The following is an 18007-nucleotide window of genomic DNA, read 5'->3' on the forward strand; positions in this document are numbered from 1 at the left end:
ATGAAAGACCTTATATCTATGGATGTTTTACTTTCTTCTTTTGGTGGGATCGAGGGTGGAATAATAATTCTAAACCCAAAAGGTTATGTTTTATATGTTAATGAATGGATATTAAAAAAAAGCATTATAGATATAAAAAAATATGAAAACAAAACCCTAAATGAAATATTTGAAAACAATGTTAACATTCAACTTCTAAATGCTATTGATGATGCGATTAATAGTTCACTAAGTCGAGTTATTTCTCATAAAATACATAAAGATATCTTACCATTACGAAGCTTTGATTCTCTAAAAAATGGGCAGCCATTAAATGTTTCTGCTTTTATATCCCCTCTAAAAGAAAAAGTAGGGATTTTAATTAGAATTGTTGATTACTCATCACTTGTTAAAAAAGAAAAACAAATAAAAATAAATGAAACACTGCTTAGAATCGAGAAAGATTATTTTATAAAATCTTCAGATGAAAACATTGAAATGGAAGATTTCATTGAAAACTTTCTCGATAGAGCAATAAAAAGCATCGGCTTTATTAACATTGATTTTTTATTAATAAAAAATGATATGACAATAAAATACACTAAAGAGAAGAAAAATAAAATATTAATTGAGTGTGAAAAGCTTATTCGAAACAAAGCATTTGATAATGATATACTAGAAAAAGAAATTGATACTTTAAGTAGCAACTCGAATAAAAAAATATGCGTTCTTTATTTTTCAGATAAATCAATAAAAGGCGTGTTAGAATTTTCTAAAAAAGATGAATCCATCATTGACACTGTGTTTGAAAAAACGTTATCTAAAATAAAAAGCCTTATTCAGGGCTTAATTGAATCTAAAATAAACTATGAAAAACTAAACCATATAGCGACTCATGATAATTTGACGGATCTTTACAACCGTTCTTATTTAAATGAAAAATTTAATTCTTTCAAACAAAAACATTCTAATGGAATAATAAAAAATTTCACTTTGTTCTTTGTTGATCTCAATAAGTTCAAAAATCTAAATGATGAATTCGGGCATAGATACGGCGACAAGGTACTAATTAAGATAGCCCAGAGAATTAAAAACTCAGTCGATTCTCAAAACGGTGCAGTTTTCAGAATCGGTGGAGATGAATTTGTTGTTATGAAAGAAGAAGATAACTCCCAGAATTATGTGGATAACCTTAAAACGAGAATTTCATCTGCTTTTTTGTGCGAATCGAATGTTGTGTCTATTACTGCGTCTATAGGAAGTGCCTCTTTTCCTAGTGACGGCACTAACCTCGATGATCTGATGCATGTCGCAGATGAGAAGATGTATACCGAGAAGTAAATTCTTAATATTTTATGTCAAACAGTCAGGTAAGCTTTAATATATAATTAATTAAAATGCGATCAAGAATTAGAAGTCTCAAAAAGAGGCTTCTAAAGCATAACTAAGGAAAATGATACATCTACCATGGCCTAATAAGGTCAGCAGTTTTATACAGAGTTCAATGACTCATTTTAAGAAAAGTACAGGGATAGCAAATTAGAAAGCGTTCATATCTTTTAACTGCTTATCTTGACAGTAAGTCAACGCTTCACCCAATAAAATAGGCTTGGAAAAATAATATCCTTGCAAATAGTCACAGCCATACTCTATTAATAAATCCAGTTGCTCCTCTGTTTCAACACCTTCCGCTATAACCGACATGTTAAGCTTATGAGCCATAGAAATAATCGCTTCACACAATGAAATAGAGGAAGACTCATCATCCAGTTTTTGCACAAACGTTTTGTCAATTTTCAAATAATCAATGTCATAGTTCATGATATAGGCAAGTGAAGAATAACCTGTCCCAAAATCATCCAAAGCGACTTGAATACCTTTTTCACGGAAACCCAGCAAAGCACTTCGAGTACTTTCATCAAGGTTCATAAGAAGGTGCTCCGTGATTTCAACCACTAAACCATTTTTCCCTTGTTCTGGCTCACAAAAGGTAGTCAGTAAACTGCTTAAAAAATCGCAAGTATTGCCTTGATGGTTCGATAACTGAATCGGTGATACATTCACGCTAATTTGTATATCTCTACCATAAGCTTGACGAATCTTCTGTAAAGCATATTTGGCTTCCTCAATAACCCATGCACCAATTTGTACAATTTGACCACTTTCTTCGGCAAAACGAATGAACTGGTCAGGAGCTATTAAGCCTTTTTCTGGGTGCTGCCAACGAATCAAAGCCTCGAACTTTGTCACAACCCCCTTTCTATTAACTATAGGTTGATATACCAAATAAAATTCTTTATTGGTAATGGCTTGACGTAGGTCTTTAATCAACTCAATCTTCTGTAAAAGCGCCACGTTTAGCTCTTTACTAAATCGACGCACCGTATCACGACCACATTGTTTCGCGTAATACATGGCTTGATCGGCGGCGCCCATCAACTCCCTAATATTTTTTCCATCTTCAGGGTAAAGTGCGACACCAATACTGGCGGACATAACAATTCCCCCGTAAGAAACAGAAAACGGCTGCTTTATCAGCGTCATGATATCTTGACACAAGGATTGTAAGTGGGCTGGAGTTGAATAATCGCCCTCAACAAGAAAGACGAACTCGTCACCGCCGATACGCCCAATATAATGCGCAGCAGGATTGTTATAGAGCAAGCGCTCAGCGATTTGTTTTAATACTTCATCGCCAATTTCATGGCCGCGCGTGTCATTCACTTCTTTAAAATTATCTAGATCAATCAGAACAAGGCTCAGATTATGACCCTTTTCACTAGCGAGAATCAGGCTATTAGAAAGCTTTCGCGTGAACGCGTCTCGATTAGGCAACCCTGTTAAGCTGTCTGTCTGAGCTTGTCGAATAGTTTCGCCTTCTGCATGTAATTTCAACTCAGCCATCTCAACAAAACAACGTTGAAGGTCATCCATTTCCCTTACTCCTGTCGGCTGAGTATGAAAAACCTTTTCATTACGGCCTAACCGAACAGCAAGATCTGAGAGTAAACTCAGAGGTTTTGATATTGTATTAATAAAAAACACTCTGAATAAAACGTAGATAACCGCTAGCAATACGGAGAAAATAACTGCCATTAAAGTAAAGCGTTCATTCACTCTTTTAAGAGATTGATCAACCGCTACCCCAGTTAGAAAAACTAATTGGACGTCTCCATCAGCATTCAGCACTTCGCGCTTATCAAAAATTCGATTAACTCCATCACTTCCAAGCCAAATAGAATTAAAGCGATCCGGGGCTGTGAATTTTATATCTTTAGGGAAACTTGCTACGGCTTGCCCGTTCCCATCCAATACATAAGCCACACTATTTTCTGGTAAATGATTTGTACTCAACAATTCATTCCACCAATCAAGGGAAATCACTACAACCGCAGCGCCAAGAGCCTGCCCCTCTTCAGAACTTAATATGGGATAAGCAAAATTAATGGTTGGACGCCCCATGGCTCGATCTACCTGTACCCCACTAGAGGTGAAGTGCTTATGTGCCAACGCTTCATTAATATAAGCGCGATCGCTCACGTCCACAGCCTTGGTAAGTTGAGTTCCGTTACAGGTTAAAATTCCCTTATCATTTGGTACTCCAATGTTGACGTAATGATCAAATAGCGGAGTTATCTCTTGAATAAAACGCTGACAGTCATCCGAGTTAGGGTTTTGCAGATGAGAAATAGACACTAAAGATTTTAGGAATTCCTGAGTGGAATCCACTAGATGCTCTTGATTTTCGGCGGCTTGATTGGACGCAAACTGTGCCGTATGCGACAGCTCTTCTTGCACCATGGAGCGGCTGTAGTCAAAGCTCCAGTAAATAAAGAAGTATAATGGCAAGACGATCAAAATGGATAAAAAGTACAATCGTCCTTTGAGTGTATTTAACATCTAAAACTCTTATTCCAATTAATGGACTGGCTCTTAAAGTTAGCCCTTTTGGGGCACATTAACCCAATAAGCTCCAAGCTAAATGGCGTCATATCCAATCATTTTTATTGATCAAAATATTTTTATCTTTTAACCAATTAACGTTAGCACACATATTTCATGCACGTTCGTTCATTTTTGTAACAATTAGAAATTTGCTAGAAGCTCGTACTTTGATCGCTTTCAGAAGTGATTTTCTGCATTAAACCAGATGAAGAAGAGAGAAAATAAAGGCAAGTAGGTAACAAAACCAAGGCAAATGATTGATAGTTCACCTTGGCTCTTAATAACTATAAAAAACTGAGCCTTTGCGCCGCCTCTATTAAAGTACTTTCTTCTTTTGCAAAGCACAGGCGAATAATACGCTGACCTTCAGGCGCTTGTTGATAAAACACACTCACCGGGATAGCCGCGACACCTACATGATCGACCAGCCATTCACAAAACGCCACGTCGTCTAGATCACTAATCGCGCTGTAGTCCAGCAGTTGAAAATACGTTCCTTCGCAAGGCAGTAACGTAAAGCGGCTACCTGCCAATGCCTTCCTCAATACATCGCGCTTTTGTTGATAAAAACCAGCCAAACCTGCACTTGCTTCAGGAAAAGCCGTTAAATGTTCTCCCAAAGCTTGCTGTAGAGGCGTGACCGTACAGAAAGAAACAAATTGATGTACCTTACGAAGTTCCACAGTCAGCTCTTTTGGCGCCACAATGTAGCCCACCTTCCAACCTGTTAGATGAAAGCTTTTACCAAAAGAAGAAACAACTAAGCTACGTTTTGCTAACTCCGCATGTTTGTGAACACTAACTACAGACTCACCAAAATGAATAAACTCGTACACTTCATCGGACAATACATAAATATCACGGCTCGCAATCGCTTGCCATAGGGACTCTAAGTCTTCTGCCAACCAACAGCTTCCTGTTGGATTATGAGGCGTATTGATTAAAACTAAACGCGTTTTATCGGTAAGTAACTCAGCAAATGCCTGCCAATCAGGGCGAAATTCAGGAGCCAATAACGTTACTCGACGACAGATACCACCCGCTAAGGCCACCGCAGGTTCGTATAAGTCATAAGCTGGGTCGAACAAGATCACTTCATCGCCGTGATGCACTAACGCTGCAATCGCATCAAAAATGGCTTCTGACGCACCGCTAGTCACTGTAATTTCATCCAATGCGCTCACTGTTCGGTCGTAATGACGCTCAACCAAACCCGCAATCGCCTCTCTTAGTATTGGTAACCCCGCCATAGGCGAATATTGATTATTACCCGTTAAAATCGCCTGGGAGGCACGCTCTAACAATCGAGCATCTGCTGTAAAGTCGGGGAAACCTTGCGACAGGTTAATCGCACCTTTCTCAGCCGCTAATGCTGACATTTTGGTAAAAATAGTGGTGCCGATGGCCGGCAATTTGGAAGTAAGAGTAGAAGAGATGGTCACGATAATATTGCCTTAAAAGATTATAGTTATTGCTACGTTACAAGGCTTCCACTTTGAAGGTCAATGCTCTGACACGGCTAAATTAAAAAGCAAATCCGATGCTCAAAAAAACGCCAAGGCATTCTCAGTTACTGCAGCCTTGGCGTTTTTAATCAAGTAGTATTTCTTCTTTGTGTTACGCGGTCATAAACGGATAGTCCGTATAACCTTCAGCACCAGAAGTATAAAAAGTATCTGGGTTAGGTTGATTCAACTCAGCACCATTTTTTACACGTTCAACGAAGTCTGGATTCGCAAGAATACCGGTTCCAAATGCCACACTGTCTGCTTGGCCATCGGCAATCACTTGATGTGCTTCTTCGGCACTGTAGCCCATGTTCACCATTAAATGTCCCTTGTAAGCTTCGCGTGCCACGCTGACGACATCCGCTTGTTGTAAACCAAAGAAGTCCGCTCGCATCAAATGCACATACGCTAGGTCAAAACGATTAAGGTGTTCGCTCAAGAAGCGAGTCCAAGCGATAGGATCGTTTTCTTTCATACTTTGGAAACTGTTAAGCGGTGAAAGCCGCAACCCCACTCGGTCGCTCCCCATTACGTCCGTTACGGCTTCAATCACTTCCGTTAAGAAGCGAGAACGATTTTCCAATGAGCCGCCGTATTCGTCTGTACGCTGGTTAGCACTTTCACGAAGAAATTGGTCAATTAAGTAACCATTCGCGCCATGAATTTCCACACCGTCAAAACCTGCTTCTTTGGCATTGATCGCGCCTTGGCGGAAATCATTAACGATGCTTTTTATCTCGTCGACCGTCAATTCACGAGGCACGGTATACGCTTTTTTACCTTCTGGTGTGTGTGTTTCGCCATCAATCGCAATCGCACTGGAAGAGACCGCTTCTTTTCCATCATTCAATAATGGATGAGCGGCGCGACCAGCATGCCAGATCTGCATAAAAATACGACCACCAGCTTTATGCACAGCATCGGTCGTTAGCTTCCAGCCTTCGATCTGCTCAGCAGAATAAATCCCTGGGTCATCACCAAAAGCCGACGTTCCTTCCGTCACCATGGTGCATTCAGTAATCAATAAGCCAGTACTAGCACGTTGAGCATAGTACTCGGCCATCAAAGCATTGGGTTGATGCCCAGGTGCTCGGGTACGTGTCAAAGGCGCCATGATAAAACGATTTGGCAGCTCTAGGTTACCCAAGATCACTGGGCTGAACAGGTTTGTGTCTGTGCTTGTCATTATGAACTCCAGAATAAGTTTCAGTCTTTAAATAAAGGATAAACACTACATATGGCAGTTATTTTAAAAAACAATCTAGTGCACTTTCTTTCCTGAATAGTCCCAAGCTCACTAAATAGTCAAAAAAAATCGCAACCAACGTGCTTGCTACAGCGAATACAACAACTTCTGCCAATCCAAGAATACACTTACGCTCCTACCAAGGTTTTTACCGCACATGACAAAGCACAGGCTTTTTTGGCAATTAACTATTGACGAGATTCTCGTTAAAGAGTGGAGCTTCTGTTAAAAATAGCCGTAACACTGTTACTATAGCGTTAGAAACTGATGTCACAGCCCAGCAGGCAAATTCCGATTTATCGGGTTACTTTGTCGCGACTTCAACGACACTAACTTTCGCTCTTTATTAGGTTAAGACATTCCGTTGATAAACAGTAAAAAGAACGAAGTAATTATGCTCTATAAAAACAATCAAACCTGTCACTATTAACGATGACTAAACTTAGCGGCGTACATTACGCCATCCGCCCTATGTAATAGACTTTCTAACGTATCACTGTCTTCTACCAAGGCACTACCCACACTAAATTGAATCGTAATATCTTGCTCATTAATGTTGATAACAAGTGATTCATGATCATCTTGCAGTTGTTCCGATATCGCGGCCAGATCCTGCTTAACCAGTATTAAAAACTCATCTCCACCCCAACGAGCCACTTCTCCCTTATCGCCTACAGTATTTTTTAAATAGGTCGCAATTTTTTGCAAGACTAAGTCCCCAGCAGCGTGCCCATACAGATCATTCACTGATTTAAAATGGTTCACATCCACATTAATAAGACCAAACGAATGGCGACTTTGCTGCCAACGCTGCATATATTCCGTCATATGCGCTTCAAAACCTCTGCGGTTGTATAGTTCCGTTAACGGATCAAGCCTAGCAATACGATTCAATTCCTTTGTTCGCTCAGCCACTTTTTCTTCCAGTTCTTGCTGATGTTCCAAAAGAGAAGTCGACATCTTTTGATAATGGGAAACCAGCTTTTTGATTTCTAAACCGGCAAATCGCGTCAATTTTGGTGCTCGGTATTGTTTTTTATCCAATGATCCAATAGAAAGATCTAACTCAGCTAACGGCTTTGTCACAATTAGCGTCAGCAATAGATAGAACACAATTAAAGCGCAAACTAGACTAATGAAAAAAACAACCAACAAACTAGAAAACTCTGTTAGTGGAAGGAAACCTTTGATATCAATAAAGTTTATTTGAAACCAATCAATTTCAGGAATATAAACAATACTCGCCAGTTGACGAACGTCATCCTTATACACAAAGGAGGTTTTAACATGATTAGGCGTTTCTTTCGCTAAGGCTAAAGCTTGTGTTAACTGAGTCCGCGACACTTCATCATCCAGCAGTTGAAACACTCGGCTTTTATCTTGAGACAGCTTTGTTAAAGAAGAGTAATCAATTAATTCTTCTCGCTGATAAAGCTGAATAGAACCTTCATTGTTAGTAAATACAATGGCCGAATAAATATCTTGTTTTGCAACCATTTGCTGTAAGAACCCTGAAAGGTCTAAACCTGTCCCCACCACTCCCAAAACGTCATCGCCATCGCGGATTAAAACATCACTCCAGAGCTTGATCACCCCTAACTCTACATCCGGATTCACATTCAAATGCAGATTGAGTTTTTTCGCCATAATTTGATAAAACCATGCGTCATCAGGGTTAGTGTGGTGGAGCGTATAGCGATATAGGTTTGGTGGCGGAGCTTCCTTACCCTCACTGTAATAATAGTGTTCATTTCCTTTCAAGGCGATGAAATAGGATTTATCTGCAAATCGATGTCGAAATGCTTCAGTTTCTTCAAGAGCCTGCTGCTTCAAAGCTTCATTAAATGGTTGTTTAGCCCACGCTTTTAAAGACTCAAGCTCTGCAAATTCTTTAGAGCGATTTACCTCTTGAATTAATGGTAATAGCGTTCGCACTTTATCATATTGAATCTGTTTCTCTGCATAGCGCTCAACCCAGTTTACAATAATACCTTCTGCTAATACTCTCATCGAAAGCCAAGAAAATAGCCCTGTAAGTAATAAAATTAGAGCAGTTGATATTAGAAATCGCGACTTAATAGCCATGTCCAGAACATTCCATATAATTAAAGCAAAGGCTGATAATAAAACTTACCATAATAGCAACATACTCTCTCGCATCTCTATCAATTAAACACCTATTCCCCATCAAAAGAGACTTAGCTTGCAAAAAACATCACAAGATAACGTATTTGATTTATCTCAAAAACAATAATAATTTACTTTTTTATTCTTTCAAAAAATTTCGCTAACAGCCTTAAAATAAGAATCTTAAAATAAGCCCCCAAAGTGCTACACTAGCGCCCTAAATTTGCAGACATAAAATAAGCGAGACCTCCATGAGCTTTGCGTCTTTAAAACTTCATCACGACATCATTCAGCAGGTTACAAAGCTGGGCTACTCGGCCCCAACACCGATTCAACTTGCTGCGATTCCAGTTGTCTTATCTGGAAAGGACCTCATGGCTGGAGCTCAAACAGGAACAGGAAAAACAGCCGCTTTTGCCTTGCCGCTTTTACAACACATCCTAAATAAGCAAGGCTCTCATAATACCGAAGGCATTCAGGTACTCGTACTCACTCCAACTCGTGAATTAGCGCAGCAAGTTCACACCAGTTTTATTAAATACAGCACAGGTTTACCCATAAAATCAGTTGTCGCTTATGGTGGAGCAAGCATAAACGTACAGCTTGACGCACTTAAACAAGGCTGTGATGTATTGGTTGCTACTCCTGGTCGGTTGCTTGAGCTGATCATGAAAAACCTCATTGACTTAAGCTACCTACAAACCCTAGTACTAGATGAAGCTGATCGAATGCTCGACATGGGGTTTATCATTGATATTCAAAGAGTTTTGAAAAAACTACCGGTTTCACGTCAAACTTTATTTTTCTCAGCAACCTTCAATGATGATATTTTTGCGTTAAGTAAAACACTATTAAAAGATCCCCAATTAATTGAAGTAGACAGCCGCAACACCACAGCAACTCAAGTCGAACAAACCATTTACGCGGTAGATCAGGACCGAAAAAGCGCTCTGCTATCATTTCTAATAGGGTCAAAAAACTGGCAGCAAGTACTTATCTTCACCCGAACCAAGCAAGGTGCTGACGAATTAGCCAAAGAAATGCAAAAAGATGGTATTGCCACTCAAGCTATTCATGGGGACAAATCTCAAGGCGCACGAGATCGTGTATTAGCTGATTTTAAAGCAGGAAAAGTACGAGCCCTTGTTGCTACTGACGTTGCCGCAAGGGGCATCGACATTGAGCAATTACAATATGTGGTAAATCATGAGCTGCCTTATAATGCTGAAGACTATATTCACCGCATAGGCCGTACTGGCCGCGCGGGTACAACAGGCCTAGCCATAACCTTAATATCAGAAAAAGAACGTTATTTACTAACCGACATTGAAACACTTATCGGCGAGCACTTTATACCACAATGGATGCCAGGGTTTGAGCCAGACCTGAATAAAGCACTTAATACTCCCAAAAAACGAGAGCCATCTAAAAAAGAGCTGCGAGCAAAAGCTCTTGGTCTTATTTCTTCAAAAGACAAAAAAACAAAGAAAAAGCGTCGTTTTAATTAAAAAATGCATTTAATAGATTTGTTGCTTAATACCGGAGCTGCCAATAATATGAAGTGGAATTCTTCACACAGAAACTAAATTAAGGGCGGCCTAGGCTGAGGTTAATCGAACAATGAAGCTCCAACACTCGCCTAAGAAACAACTTAACTCAGCATCAATGCCTCCCACACTGTTTCGTAAAATGCTTGTTGTCGCTATTTTAGGTTTCAGTGCAATTTGGGGGATCGACTTGTCGAGTGGCATCATAGCTTCCTTTGATGCTGCAGCTTACCCAATTTGCATCAGTGCTTTTGCTCTTATTTACCTCCTTAGCGTCATCACTAAAATCAATAATCAAAGCCTACACTTCTTCGCCTATTTTATTATTGCTGGTTATCTAATTAGCACAAGTATTTGGCATCACATGGATGCCAACGGCTTATTTTCAAATGCAGCACAATGGCTAGGACTGAATTACGTCATTGCCTACCTCTTTCTGGAGGTCAAAAAAGCAGCGCCTACCACTATCCTTGTCTTTGTTGTCACCGTCATTGGGCATTTCTCCGCCGTCATACAAAATCATAATATGGCCGATACTATGGGAGTTGTACTTAACATTGCCATCGCACACATGATCTATATATTTTTGTTATGGACTATTATTAAGTTAAGAGTCAAAACCGACCAAGTCATAGAGCATGCTGATACACTCGAGAATTATGCTTATGTTGACTTACTCACCCGAGCATTAAACCGACGAGGAATTGAAAAGGTATTTAACGAGCTTGATCTAGATTCAGTAGAACAAAAGAAAAATTACGCAATACTCATCATCGATATTGACCATTTCAAGCAGTTCAATGATATCAACGGCCACCTTGTGGGAGATGAAGTACTTACCCGCATCTCAGGCAAACTCAGCAGAACAATTCATCCAAATGACGTTCTTGGACGCTGGGGTGGCGAAGAATTTATCGTACTTACTTTGAATCGAACGCCACAGCAAGTAATGGCTCTAGCCGAAAACCTAAGAGCGGCGGTCAGCAATCTTGTCATAGATACTATCTCCAATATTACTGTGAGTATTGGTATAGGGTACTCCCATGAAGCCTCTTCAAAAGAAGCCGTGTTCAAAATCGCAGATGAACACCTTTATATTGCCAAACAATCCGGCCGAAATACCATTCATGCAAATCACTTTTAGCGCTAACCTTCTGCACTAACGCTTTCGCTATCAACGAAACGACGAATATATTCACCCTACATAAGACGCCAACTTCCAAGTCACCATAAAGAAAGTAAAACACGGAAACCTTATTGATATATAAGGTTATTTATATTTTTTATTGCTCTAAATTCCATACCAATTGCTTATTCGCAATTAAGCACAGAAAGCGCCCCACTCTCTATGATTAACCTTTCCTCAGCCGCCAGAAAATACTTCCTTAACGAAATTAAACCATTAAATAGTCAAAATAATAGGATGAAAAAATCTATTAATTCACTGTAAAATTATTGTAAGGTTACAAAAATACACGTAAGATTTACGATAAATACTACACAGTAATAATCTTGGAATGACAAAATAAAAATACCAAAAAAGGAATAAAAAGCATGATTAGAGATACTAGAGACCTTCTTGATCCCACATCCGAGAGAGAACTTGCTTTTTATTCTGACTATTTGTTAAAAAACATCCGAAGTGCATCTTTAAAAAATCTACGTGGAAACTCGCAAGAAGAACGCGTTAAAAAGCTAAATGAAGAACTAGAAAACTTAATCATTAAAAAGCGAGCTCCGCAGAACTTTGCCACTCAAATACGTACTGCCTTTAAAGCAAGCCAGCTTCCTTCCAATTATTTCCGCTGGATAGATAAAAAAGACGAAAGACTATGTAATTGGGCATGGAGTTATTTAAAAACCCTTACAAAAAGCTCAGAACTAGAAACACACCCAACAAAAGAAAATCCGTTCTCCTTACTCTCAGAAAAGCCATTCAATACAGAAAGAACTAACTCTGCAGATAGATATTTAGATATTTTGGACGCTTTTTATAAGGGCGAAGCCGATACTCAACAACAGCAAAACCTACTCGAAGAATTGAAAATAAAATGGCAGGAAATTCGTTTTAACGAGACCATCGTAAATTGGCTGGAAGAAAATAATCCAGCACAATGGGTCTGGGCTTGGTCTTATCTGCAGAACATCACTCAAAGACCCCTTAAACAGGCTTGGATTCCGAGTACAGAAGCAGAAAAAAAAGCCGCAGTTATTGCTACTATTGATTTATCTGATAACGTAGACCGCAAGGCATTAATCATTGATAAAATGAAAAAAGCTTGGAGCCAGAAAAAGTTTCGTGAAAAATCGAGCGGTAGAAAACCCTACAGCATCAGCATGACGCTCAATACTAAGCAAAAGCTAAATGCACTGGCTGAAGAAAAAAATATGAAAATCAACGAGATGGTTGAGCATTTAGTAAGGAATGAATATAAAAAGCGTGACTCCAACGAATAACCTTGTTAATTGCAAGGTAGAAATGATTCCGCTACATCAGCGATCAAGTCTATTTTCTATTTCTGGTAGTTTCATTTGTCACCTAATCACTGTATAACGAGCCGCATGAAAATCCCTAAAAGAATACAACCACTCATCGAAGATGGCTTAGTAGACGAAGTTCTTCGACAATTAATGAGCGGAAAAGAAGCGACTGTCTACGTGGTACGCTGTGGATCAGAGATCCGTTGCGCAAAAGTATATAAAGAAGCAGGTAAACGCAGCTTTAAACAAGCCGTGCAATATCGTGAAGGCAGAAAAGTCCGCAATAGCCGTCGCTCTAGAGCAATGGAAAAAGGCTCTAAGTTTGGCCGAGATGAACAAGAAAACCTTTGGCAAAATGCTGAAGTGGATGCCTTGTATCGATTAGCCGCTGCTGGCGTTCGTGCACCAACACCTTATGGCTGCTTTGATGGTGTCTTACTGATGGAGTTAGTTACAGATGATAGCGGTGAAGTCGCACCTCGTCTTAACGATGTAGTACTGACAGAGGAACAAGCCAAGCACGACCACGATATCATTATCAAAGATATTGTCCGCATGTTATGCGCGGGTTTGATCCATGGTGATTTATCCGAATTTAACGTATTAGTCGATTCTCATGGTCCTGTCATTATAGATTTGCCTCAAGCTGTTGATGCTGCAGCAAACAATAATGCCGAATGGATGTTAGAACGCGACATAAATAACATGCGTAATTATTATGGTATGTTCGCTCCAGAACTTCTTGAAACAAAATACGCCAAAGAAATATGGGCGCTATTTGAAGCCGGAAAATTAACGCCTCACACAGAACTAACAGGCTTATTTGACGAACCAATAGAAGAAGCCGATGTTGATTCCGTATTACAAGAAATCCAAGATGCCTTCGAAGAAGAACAAGATCGCCTAGCTCGTATCAATAGTTCAAATGACGAAGATTAATACGCCATAGTGGATACAGTTTTTCTAAATTAACCTAAGAGAGCAACAGCCATCGTTTTTGCTCTCTTAGCGGCATCCAAGTCACCTGCTACATACGCCTGTGCAATAGCCCCTTCTTTTAGCACGCTGATACTTTGCGCTAAATCAGCCGCAGCCAATTCAGACGAACAACTCACAAGATTTGCCTGAATAAAAGACGTGATATTCTGCTTATGACGCTGACATAAATCATTAACAACATGATCAGAAAATTCACCATTCGCTTTCACAAAAAAGCAGCCTTTAAATGGTGATAGCAATTCCACTCTGTCATGAAACCAATCATCAAGTGCATCAAACAAAGCCAAAACAGCTGTTTTTCCATCTCCTGCAGTCATCATTCTTGCTGTCAGCCAATCCATAAATATCTGGTCGCGGTAAATCAATACAGCCTCAAGCAAGGCATCTTTACTGCTAAAGTGGTGGTAAAGCGTTTTTTTAGCCACACCCGTTTCAGACAAAATTCGGTTTATTCCCACCGCATGAATACCATGCTGATAAAAAAGCCTAAACGCGGCATGAATTAATAAGTCAGGTTTCGTCACTTCTCTCTCCCTCATTGAAAAAGAATATTGACATGAGTAAACCGATTTGTCTACCATGAAAAAAGACAGATCGGTCTACCATTGTTTTTCAGCATAAAACTGCACCTAGAGGAATTCACTCATGCTATCCAACTTTTTTACGTCATTTTATCAATCAAGGTTTTTCCCCATTTGCCTAGCAGGAGCTGGAGCAACACTGTGTATTTTTATGATTGCTCAAGGTGCTCAGCTTGCACCAGAGTACCTGGGTATCATGGCACCTTTTGGTGCAACCATGGTTATTCTCTTTGCCTTACCACAAAGCCCTTTAGCACAGCCAAAGAATATTCTCGTCGGTCATCTACTGACAACAACCATAGGACTGATCAGCTTACAATTTTGGGAGGTGACACCAGTCTCAATGGCGGTAAGTGTTGGCCTCGGTGTTGCCTTGATGATGCTAACCAACACGCTACACCCGCCAGCAGGCGCTAACCCACTTCTAGTGATATCCATCAATGCGTCATGGGGTTTTTTACTCTCACCGGTTCTATCTGGATGCTTGCTTATTATTCTATTTGGTTGGTTTTATCATAACTGGGTCTCACGCATTGGCTACCCAATAAAACCCTCTAAGTAAATGAAATACAGGATGGCCAGAGGTTTATAGGATTTTTTGCAGCTGGCTCTTTTTTAACCAAACGTTTCATGTATAATTCCGCTCCGCATTTGACCTTATGGTCAGACGTCTAAATAGAAAACGCTGAAAGTTCGTCAATCAAAAACGAACTTTTTAATTTGGGTTCCCTCACCCCAAGCAAACGAAAAAGGTCACAATATGAGTACGTTCACACCTGAGCAAAAAGGCAAGGCACTCTGCTACCTTGCCATGTTTCACCTACTAATCATTGCTTCAAGCAATTATCTAGTACAAATACCCTTCACCCTTGCTGGTTTTCACACTACATGGGGCGCATTTACCTTTCCTTTTATCTTTTTGGCAACAGATCTAACCGTAAGAATCTTTGGCGCCGCTTTAGCACGAAAAATCATCTTCCTAGTGATGATTCCCTCTTTAATCGTGTCTTATGTGCTGTCGGTAGTATTTGCGCAAGGACAGTTTCAAGGATTCGGGGCACTCGCATCATTCAACGAGTTTGTCGGACGTATTGCCATAGCAAGTTTAATGGCTTACTTGTTGGGTCAAATTCTTGATATTCAGGTATTTAACCGACTTAGACAACTAAAAGCATGGTGGATCGCGCCCGCCGCTTCAACTGTATTTGGTAATGGACTAGATACCTTGGCATTCTTTGGGATCGCTTTCTACCAAAGCCCAGATGCATTTATGGCAGAACATTGGCAAGCCATTGCACTGGCTGATTTTGGCTTTAAGCTAATTATAAGTCTTGGATTATTTATTCCAATGTATGGCGTACTATTGAATTATCTAATAAAGAGGATTACCTCAGTCAAACCAGACTTTACCGCAGCGAACGCATAAACTTTTCTAGCTCGTTGCAACTTATGAAGAGTCTATTTTAAAAAATAGACTCTTCATTTAAATCAGTTTCTGAATCGCACTACTTACCATAAGTCACCAAACCGCTCTCGATGACTTAAATATAAACGCAGATCGAATTCTAACTGATGGTAAGCGGGCTCCATATAACAGCACAGCTTATAAAAGGCTTTGTTATGCTCCTTTTCTTTAAGATGTGCCAGCTCATGCACCAAAATCATCTTTAATAGAGGCTCAGGAATCCGTCGGAACAGAGACGAAATACGAATCTCGTTTTTCGCTTTTAATTTGCGGCCCTGCATTCTAGACACAAAAGTATGTAACCCCAGAGCATTATTGATGATATGTATTTTATCGTCATAAATGACTTTGCTGATTGGTGGGGAACTACGCATAAACTCATTTTTGAGGTCCATTACATACTCATACAAAGCACGAGTTCCGTTAAGGTCATGAACATTAGGGTATTTTTGCAGCAGCCAAGTGCCGGATTTCTGAGACTCCAGCAGATCTTTAGCCTGTCGCTGAACCTGAGCACTATAAGCACCAAGATAGTTTTTCACGTCATTAACTTGACCATTCTGGCTCATATATTCTGTCGCTAGGTGACTTACAAGGTCGATAATTTTGGCAGACTTAACAAAGAAAAACGAGTTTAAAACCGAAAGTTAATAGAACCCTCTACCGAAAAGACACAATTGCGTCCAGCCGCTTTAGATTGATACAAGGCCTTATCCGCTTTGTTCAATATATCATCAACTGTTCCGCTGCCATCTTGTCGACAAGCCACGCCCAATGATACTGTAAAAAACACGTTTTGATGATCAAGACTCAATACCATACTTGACTCTATCGACGCCCTTAGCCGTTCGGCTATTAATAAAGCCTCATTTTTTTCAGTAAACGGCAGTAAAATAGCAAATTCTTCGCCACCGATTCGAGCAATAAGGTCATCTCGCCTGAGGATAGACAGGCTCATGCTTGCCAGTTTTTGCAGCACTAAATCCCCAGTTTTATGACCAAATTGATCGTTTATTTTTTTGAAATGGTCTACGTCCATCATTAAAATAGCAAATGGTGAGTGATCGTCTATCGACTTATTAATAAGCACTTCGCATTGCTGAAAAAAGTACCCCCTATTTGCTAACTCAGTTAAATGATCAAAATCCGCTTTTTTTTGAAGAGCTTCTTGTGCTCGAAAACTTTCGATCGCGATGCTTGCCAAATGACTCGCAAAATTAATCAACTCAAAATCTTTTTCAGAAGGCGCTGAAACTGAGCGTTTATAAATAGCAAAAGTACCTAATAAGTCCCCTTTAGACGACATAATAGGGTCAGACCAACACGCTGCAACCTCGGCTTGACGAGCAAGTTGCGTATAATCTTTCCAATAAGGATGTACATAAATATCTTCAACAATGACTCGCTGTCCTAAATACGCAGCCGTACCACACGACCCAACATTTAAGCCCACTTTCACACCATCAATGGCCTGATTATAAATATCGGGGAAGTCAGGAGCCGCACCTAACCTTAGACATTGCTCGTCTTTATCAAACAACAACACACTGCATAAAGAAAGTGGGCTTTCTTGTTGGATCTGCTTAACAATCACCTTAAGAATATCTTTTAGTGCAGAACTTTTTGCGACCATCTCCAACATATTACTTCGAGCACGCAATCGCTCTTCCGCCACCCAATGATCTGTTACATCGTTAAAATACCAAAGCTGTTTATCCCCAATTGTGGAAAAACACATCTTAATATGTCTCACAGAGTTATCTTTACAAAAGAGCGTCGCTTTTAAATCAGGAGCAGAGACATCACTACGGTATTCTTCAATCCAAGGAGCAATAATGTTTTGATAATATTCGCGATGAGGGGAAATACGTAAAAGCCAAGTTTCGACATCAAGAATGTCATCCAAAGCAAAACCAAAAAGCTCATTAAATGCTTTATTGATATATTCAATACGACCAGAGGACAAACTCGACCAACTAACAGCAATTGGTGTGGTATTCAGAATATCCTCTAATCGAACATCATTGTTCTGGCTGTCTTTCATACAATATCCGTGGAATAGCGTGTTTAATGCAGAAGTTCATGAACTTGCTGCCTACCAGCTAGTAATACGGAACAACCTAACAAAT

Annotated in this window: 14 protein-coding genes; 7 read left to right on the forward strand and 7 right to left on the reverse strand. The window is 39.8% G+C overall.

Translation table 11 applies throughout. The features are described from left to right. Positions 1-1320: a GGDEF domain-containing protein gene (locus DFP80_RS07935; RefSeq protein ID WP_113916264.1), complete on the forward strand. Its 1320-nt coding sequence runs from the start codon at positions 1-3 to the stop codon at positions 1318-1320. A gap of 198 nt (positions 1321-1518) precedes the next feature. On the opposite strand, the gene DFP80_RS07940 is transcribed toward DFP80_RS07935, so the two are convergent. The 4 genes from DFP80_RS07940 to DFP80_RS07955 form a co-directional block, all read right to left on the reverse strand. Continuing rightward, positions 1519-3879 carry an EAL domain-containing protein gene (locus tag DFP80_RS07940; protein ID WP_113916265.1) on the reverse strand — a complete coding sequence of 787 codons (2361 nt, stop codon included), beginning with the start codon at positions 3877-3879 and terminating at the stop codon, positions 1519-1521. Positions 3880-4208: 329 nt separating this feature from the next. Continuing rightward, positions 4209-5366 carry a methionine aminotransferase gene (locus tag DFP80_RS07945; RefSeq protein ID WP_113916266.1) on the reverse strand — a complete coding sequence of 386 codons (1158 nt, stop codon included), beginning with the start codon at positions 5364-5366 and terminating at the stop codon, positions 4209-4211. 175 nt (positions 5367-5541) lie between these two features. Next, positions 5542-6618, reverse strand: a complete 1077-nt coding sequence (locus DFP80_RS07950; RefSeq protein WP_113916267.1) for an alkene reductase — start codon at positions 6616-6618, stop codon at positions 5542-5544. A 486-nt stretch (positions 6619-7104) separates the two neighbouring features. Beyond that, the gene (locus DFP80_RS07955; protein WP_113916268.1) at positions 7105-8763 is read right to left on the reverse strand and encodes a GGDEF domain-containing protein; all 1659 of its coding nucleotides are present in this window, start codon (positions 8761-8763) and stop codon (positions 7105-7107) included. A 293-nt stretch (positions 8764-9056) separates the two neighbouring features. On the opposite strand from DFP80_RS07955, the gene DFP80_RS07960 reads away from it, so the two are divergent. The 4 genes from DFP80_RS07960 (at position 9057) to DFP80_RS07975 (ending at position 13772) form a co-directional block, all read left to right on the forward strand. Next, positions 9057-10313 carry a DEAD/DEAH box helicase gene (locus DFP80_RS07960; RefSeq protein ID WP_113916269.1) on the forward strand — a complete coding sequence of 419 codons (1257 nt, stop codon included), beginning with the start codon at positions 9057-9059 and terminating at the stop codon, positions 10311-10313. A 112-nt stretch (positions 10314-10425) separates the two neighbouring features. Further along, on the forward strand, positions 10426-11496 hold the full coding sequence (locus DFP80_RS07965; RefSeq protein WP_113916270.1) for a GGDEF domain-containing protein: 1071 nt from the start codon (positions 10426-10428) through the stop codon (positions 11494-11496). 410 nt (positions 11497-11906) lie between these two features. Then, positions 11907-12809 (forward strand): hypothetical protein, encoded by a 903-nt coding sequence (locus DFP80_RS07970; RefSeq protein WP_113916271.1) that lies wholly within the window; start codon positions 11907-11909, stop codon positions 12807-12809. 105 nt (positions 12810-12914) lie between these two features. Continuing rightward, positions 12915-13772 (forward strand): PA4780 family RIO1-like protein kinase, encoded by an 858-nt coding sequence (locus DFP80_RS07975; RefSeq protein ID WP_113916272.1) that lies wholly within the window; start codon positions 12915-12917, stop codon positions 13770-13772. Positions 13773-13801: 29 nt separating this feature from the next. Here the strand turns inward: DFP80_RS07975 and DFP80_RS07980 are convergent, their stop codons facing one another. After that, the gene (locus DFP80_RS07980) at positions 13802-14356 is read right to left on the reverse strand and encodes a TetR/AcrR family transcriptional regulator (protein WP_113916273.1); all 555 of its coding nucleotides are present in this window, start codon (positions 14354-14356) and stop codon (positions 13802-13804) included. A gap of 121 nt (positions 14357-14477) precedes the next feature. On the opposite strand from DFP80_RS07980, the gene DFP80_RS07985 reads away from it, so the two are divergent. Beyond that, a complete protein-coding gene (locus tag DFP80_RS07985; RefSeq protein WP_113916274.1) occupies positions 14478-14975 on the forward strand; it encodes an HPP family protein in 498 nt (165 codons plus the stop codon). A 198-nt stretch (positions 14976-15173) separates the two neighbouring features. After that, a complete protein-coding gene (locus DFP80_RS07990) occupies positions 15174-15839 on the forward strand; it encodes a 7-cyano-7-deazaguanine/7-aminomethyl-7-deazaguanine transporter (RefSeq protein WP_113916275.1) in 666 nt (221 codons plus the stop codon). 83 nt (positions 15840-15922) lie between these two features. On the opposite strand, the gene DFP80_RS07995 is transcribed toward DFP80_RS07990, so the two are convergent. Both DFP80_RS07995 and DFP80_RS08000 read right to left on the reverse strand, forming a co-directional pair. Further along, entirely contained in the window at positions 15923-16447 is a 525-nt protein-coding gene (locus DFP80_RS07995) for a YgjP-like metallopeptidase domain-containing protein (protein WP_206610585.1), read from the reverse strand. Between the two features lie 65 nt (positions 16448-16512). After that, positions 16513-17922 carry a bifunctional diguanylate cyclase/phosphodiesterase gene (locus DFP80_RS08000; RefSeq protein WP_113916276.1) on the reverse strand — a complete coding sequence of 470 codons (1410 nt, stop codon included), beginning with the start codon at positions 17920-17922 and terminating at the stop codon, positions 16513-16515. Positions 17923-18007 lie beyond the last annotated feature (85 nt).

This window comes from Marinomonas rhizomae (genome assembly GCF_003315485.1).
Taxonomy (GTDB): domain Bacteria; phylum Pseudomonadota; class Gammaproteobacteria; order Pseudomonadales; family Marinomonadaceae; genus Marinomonas; species Marinomonas rhizomae.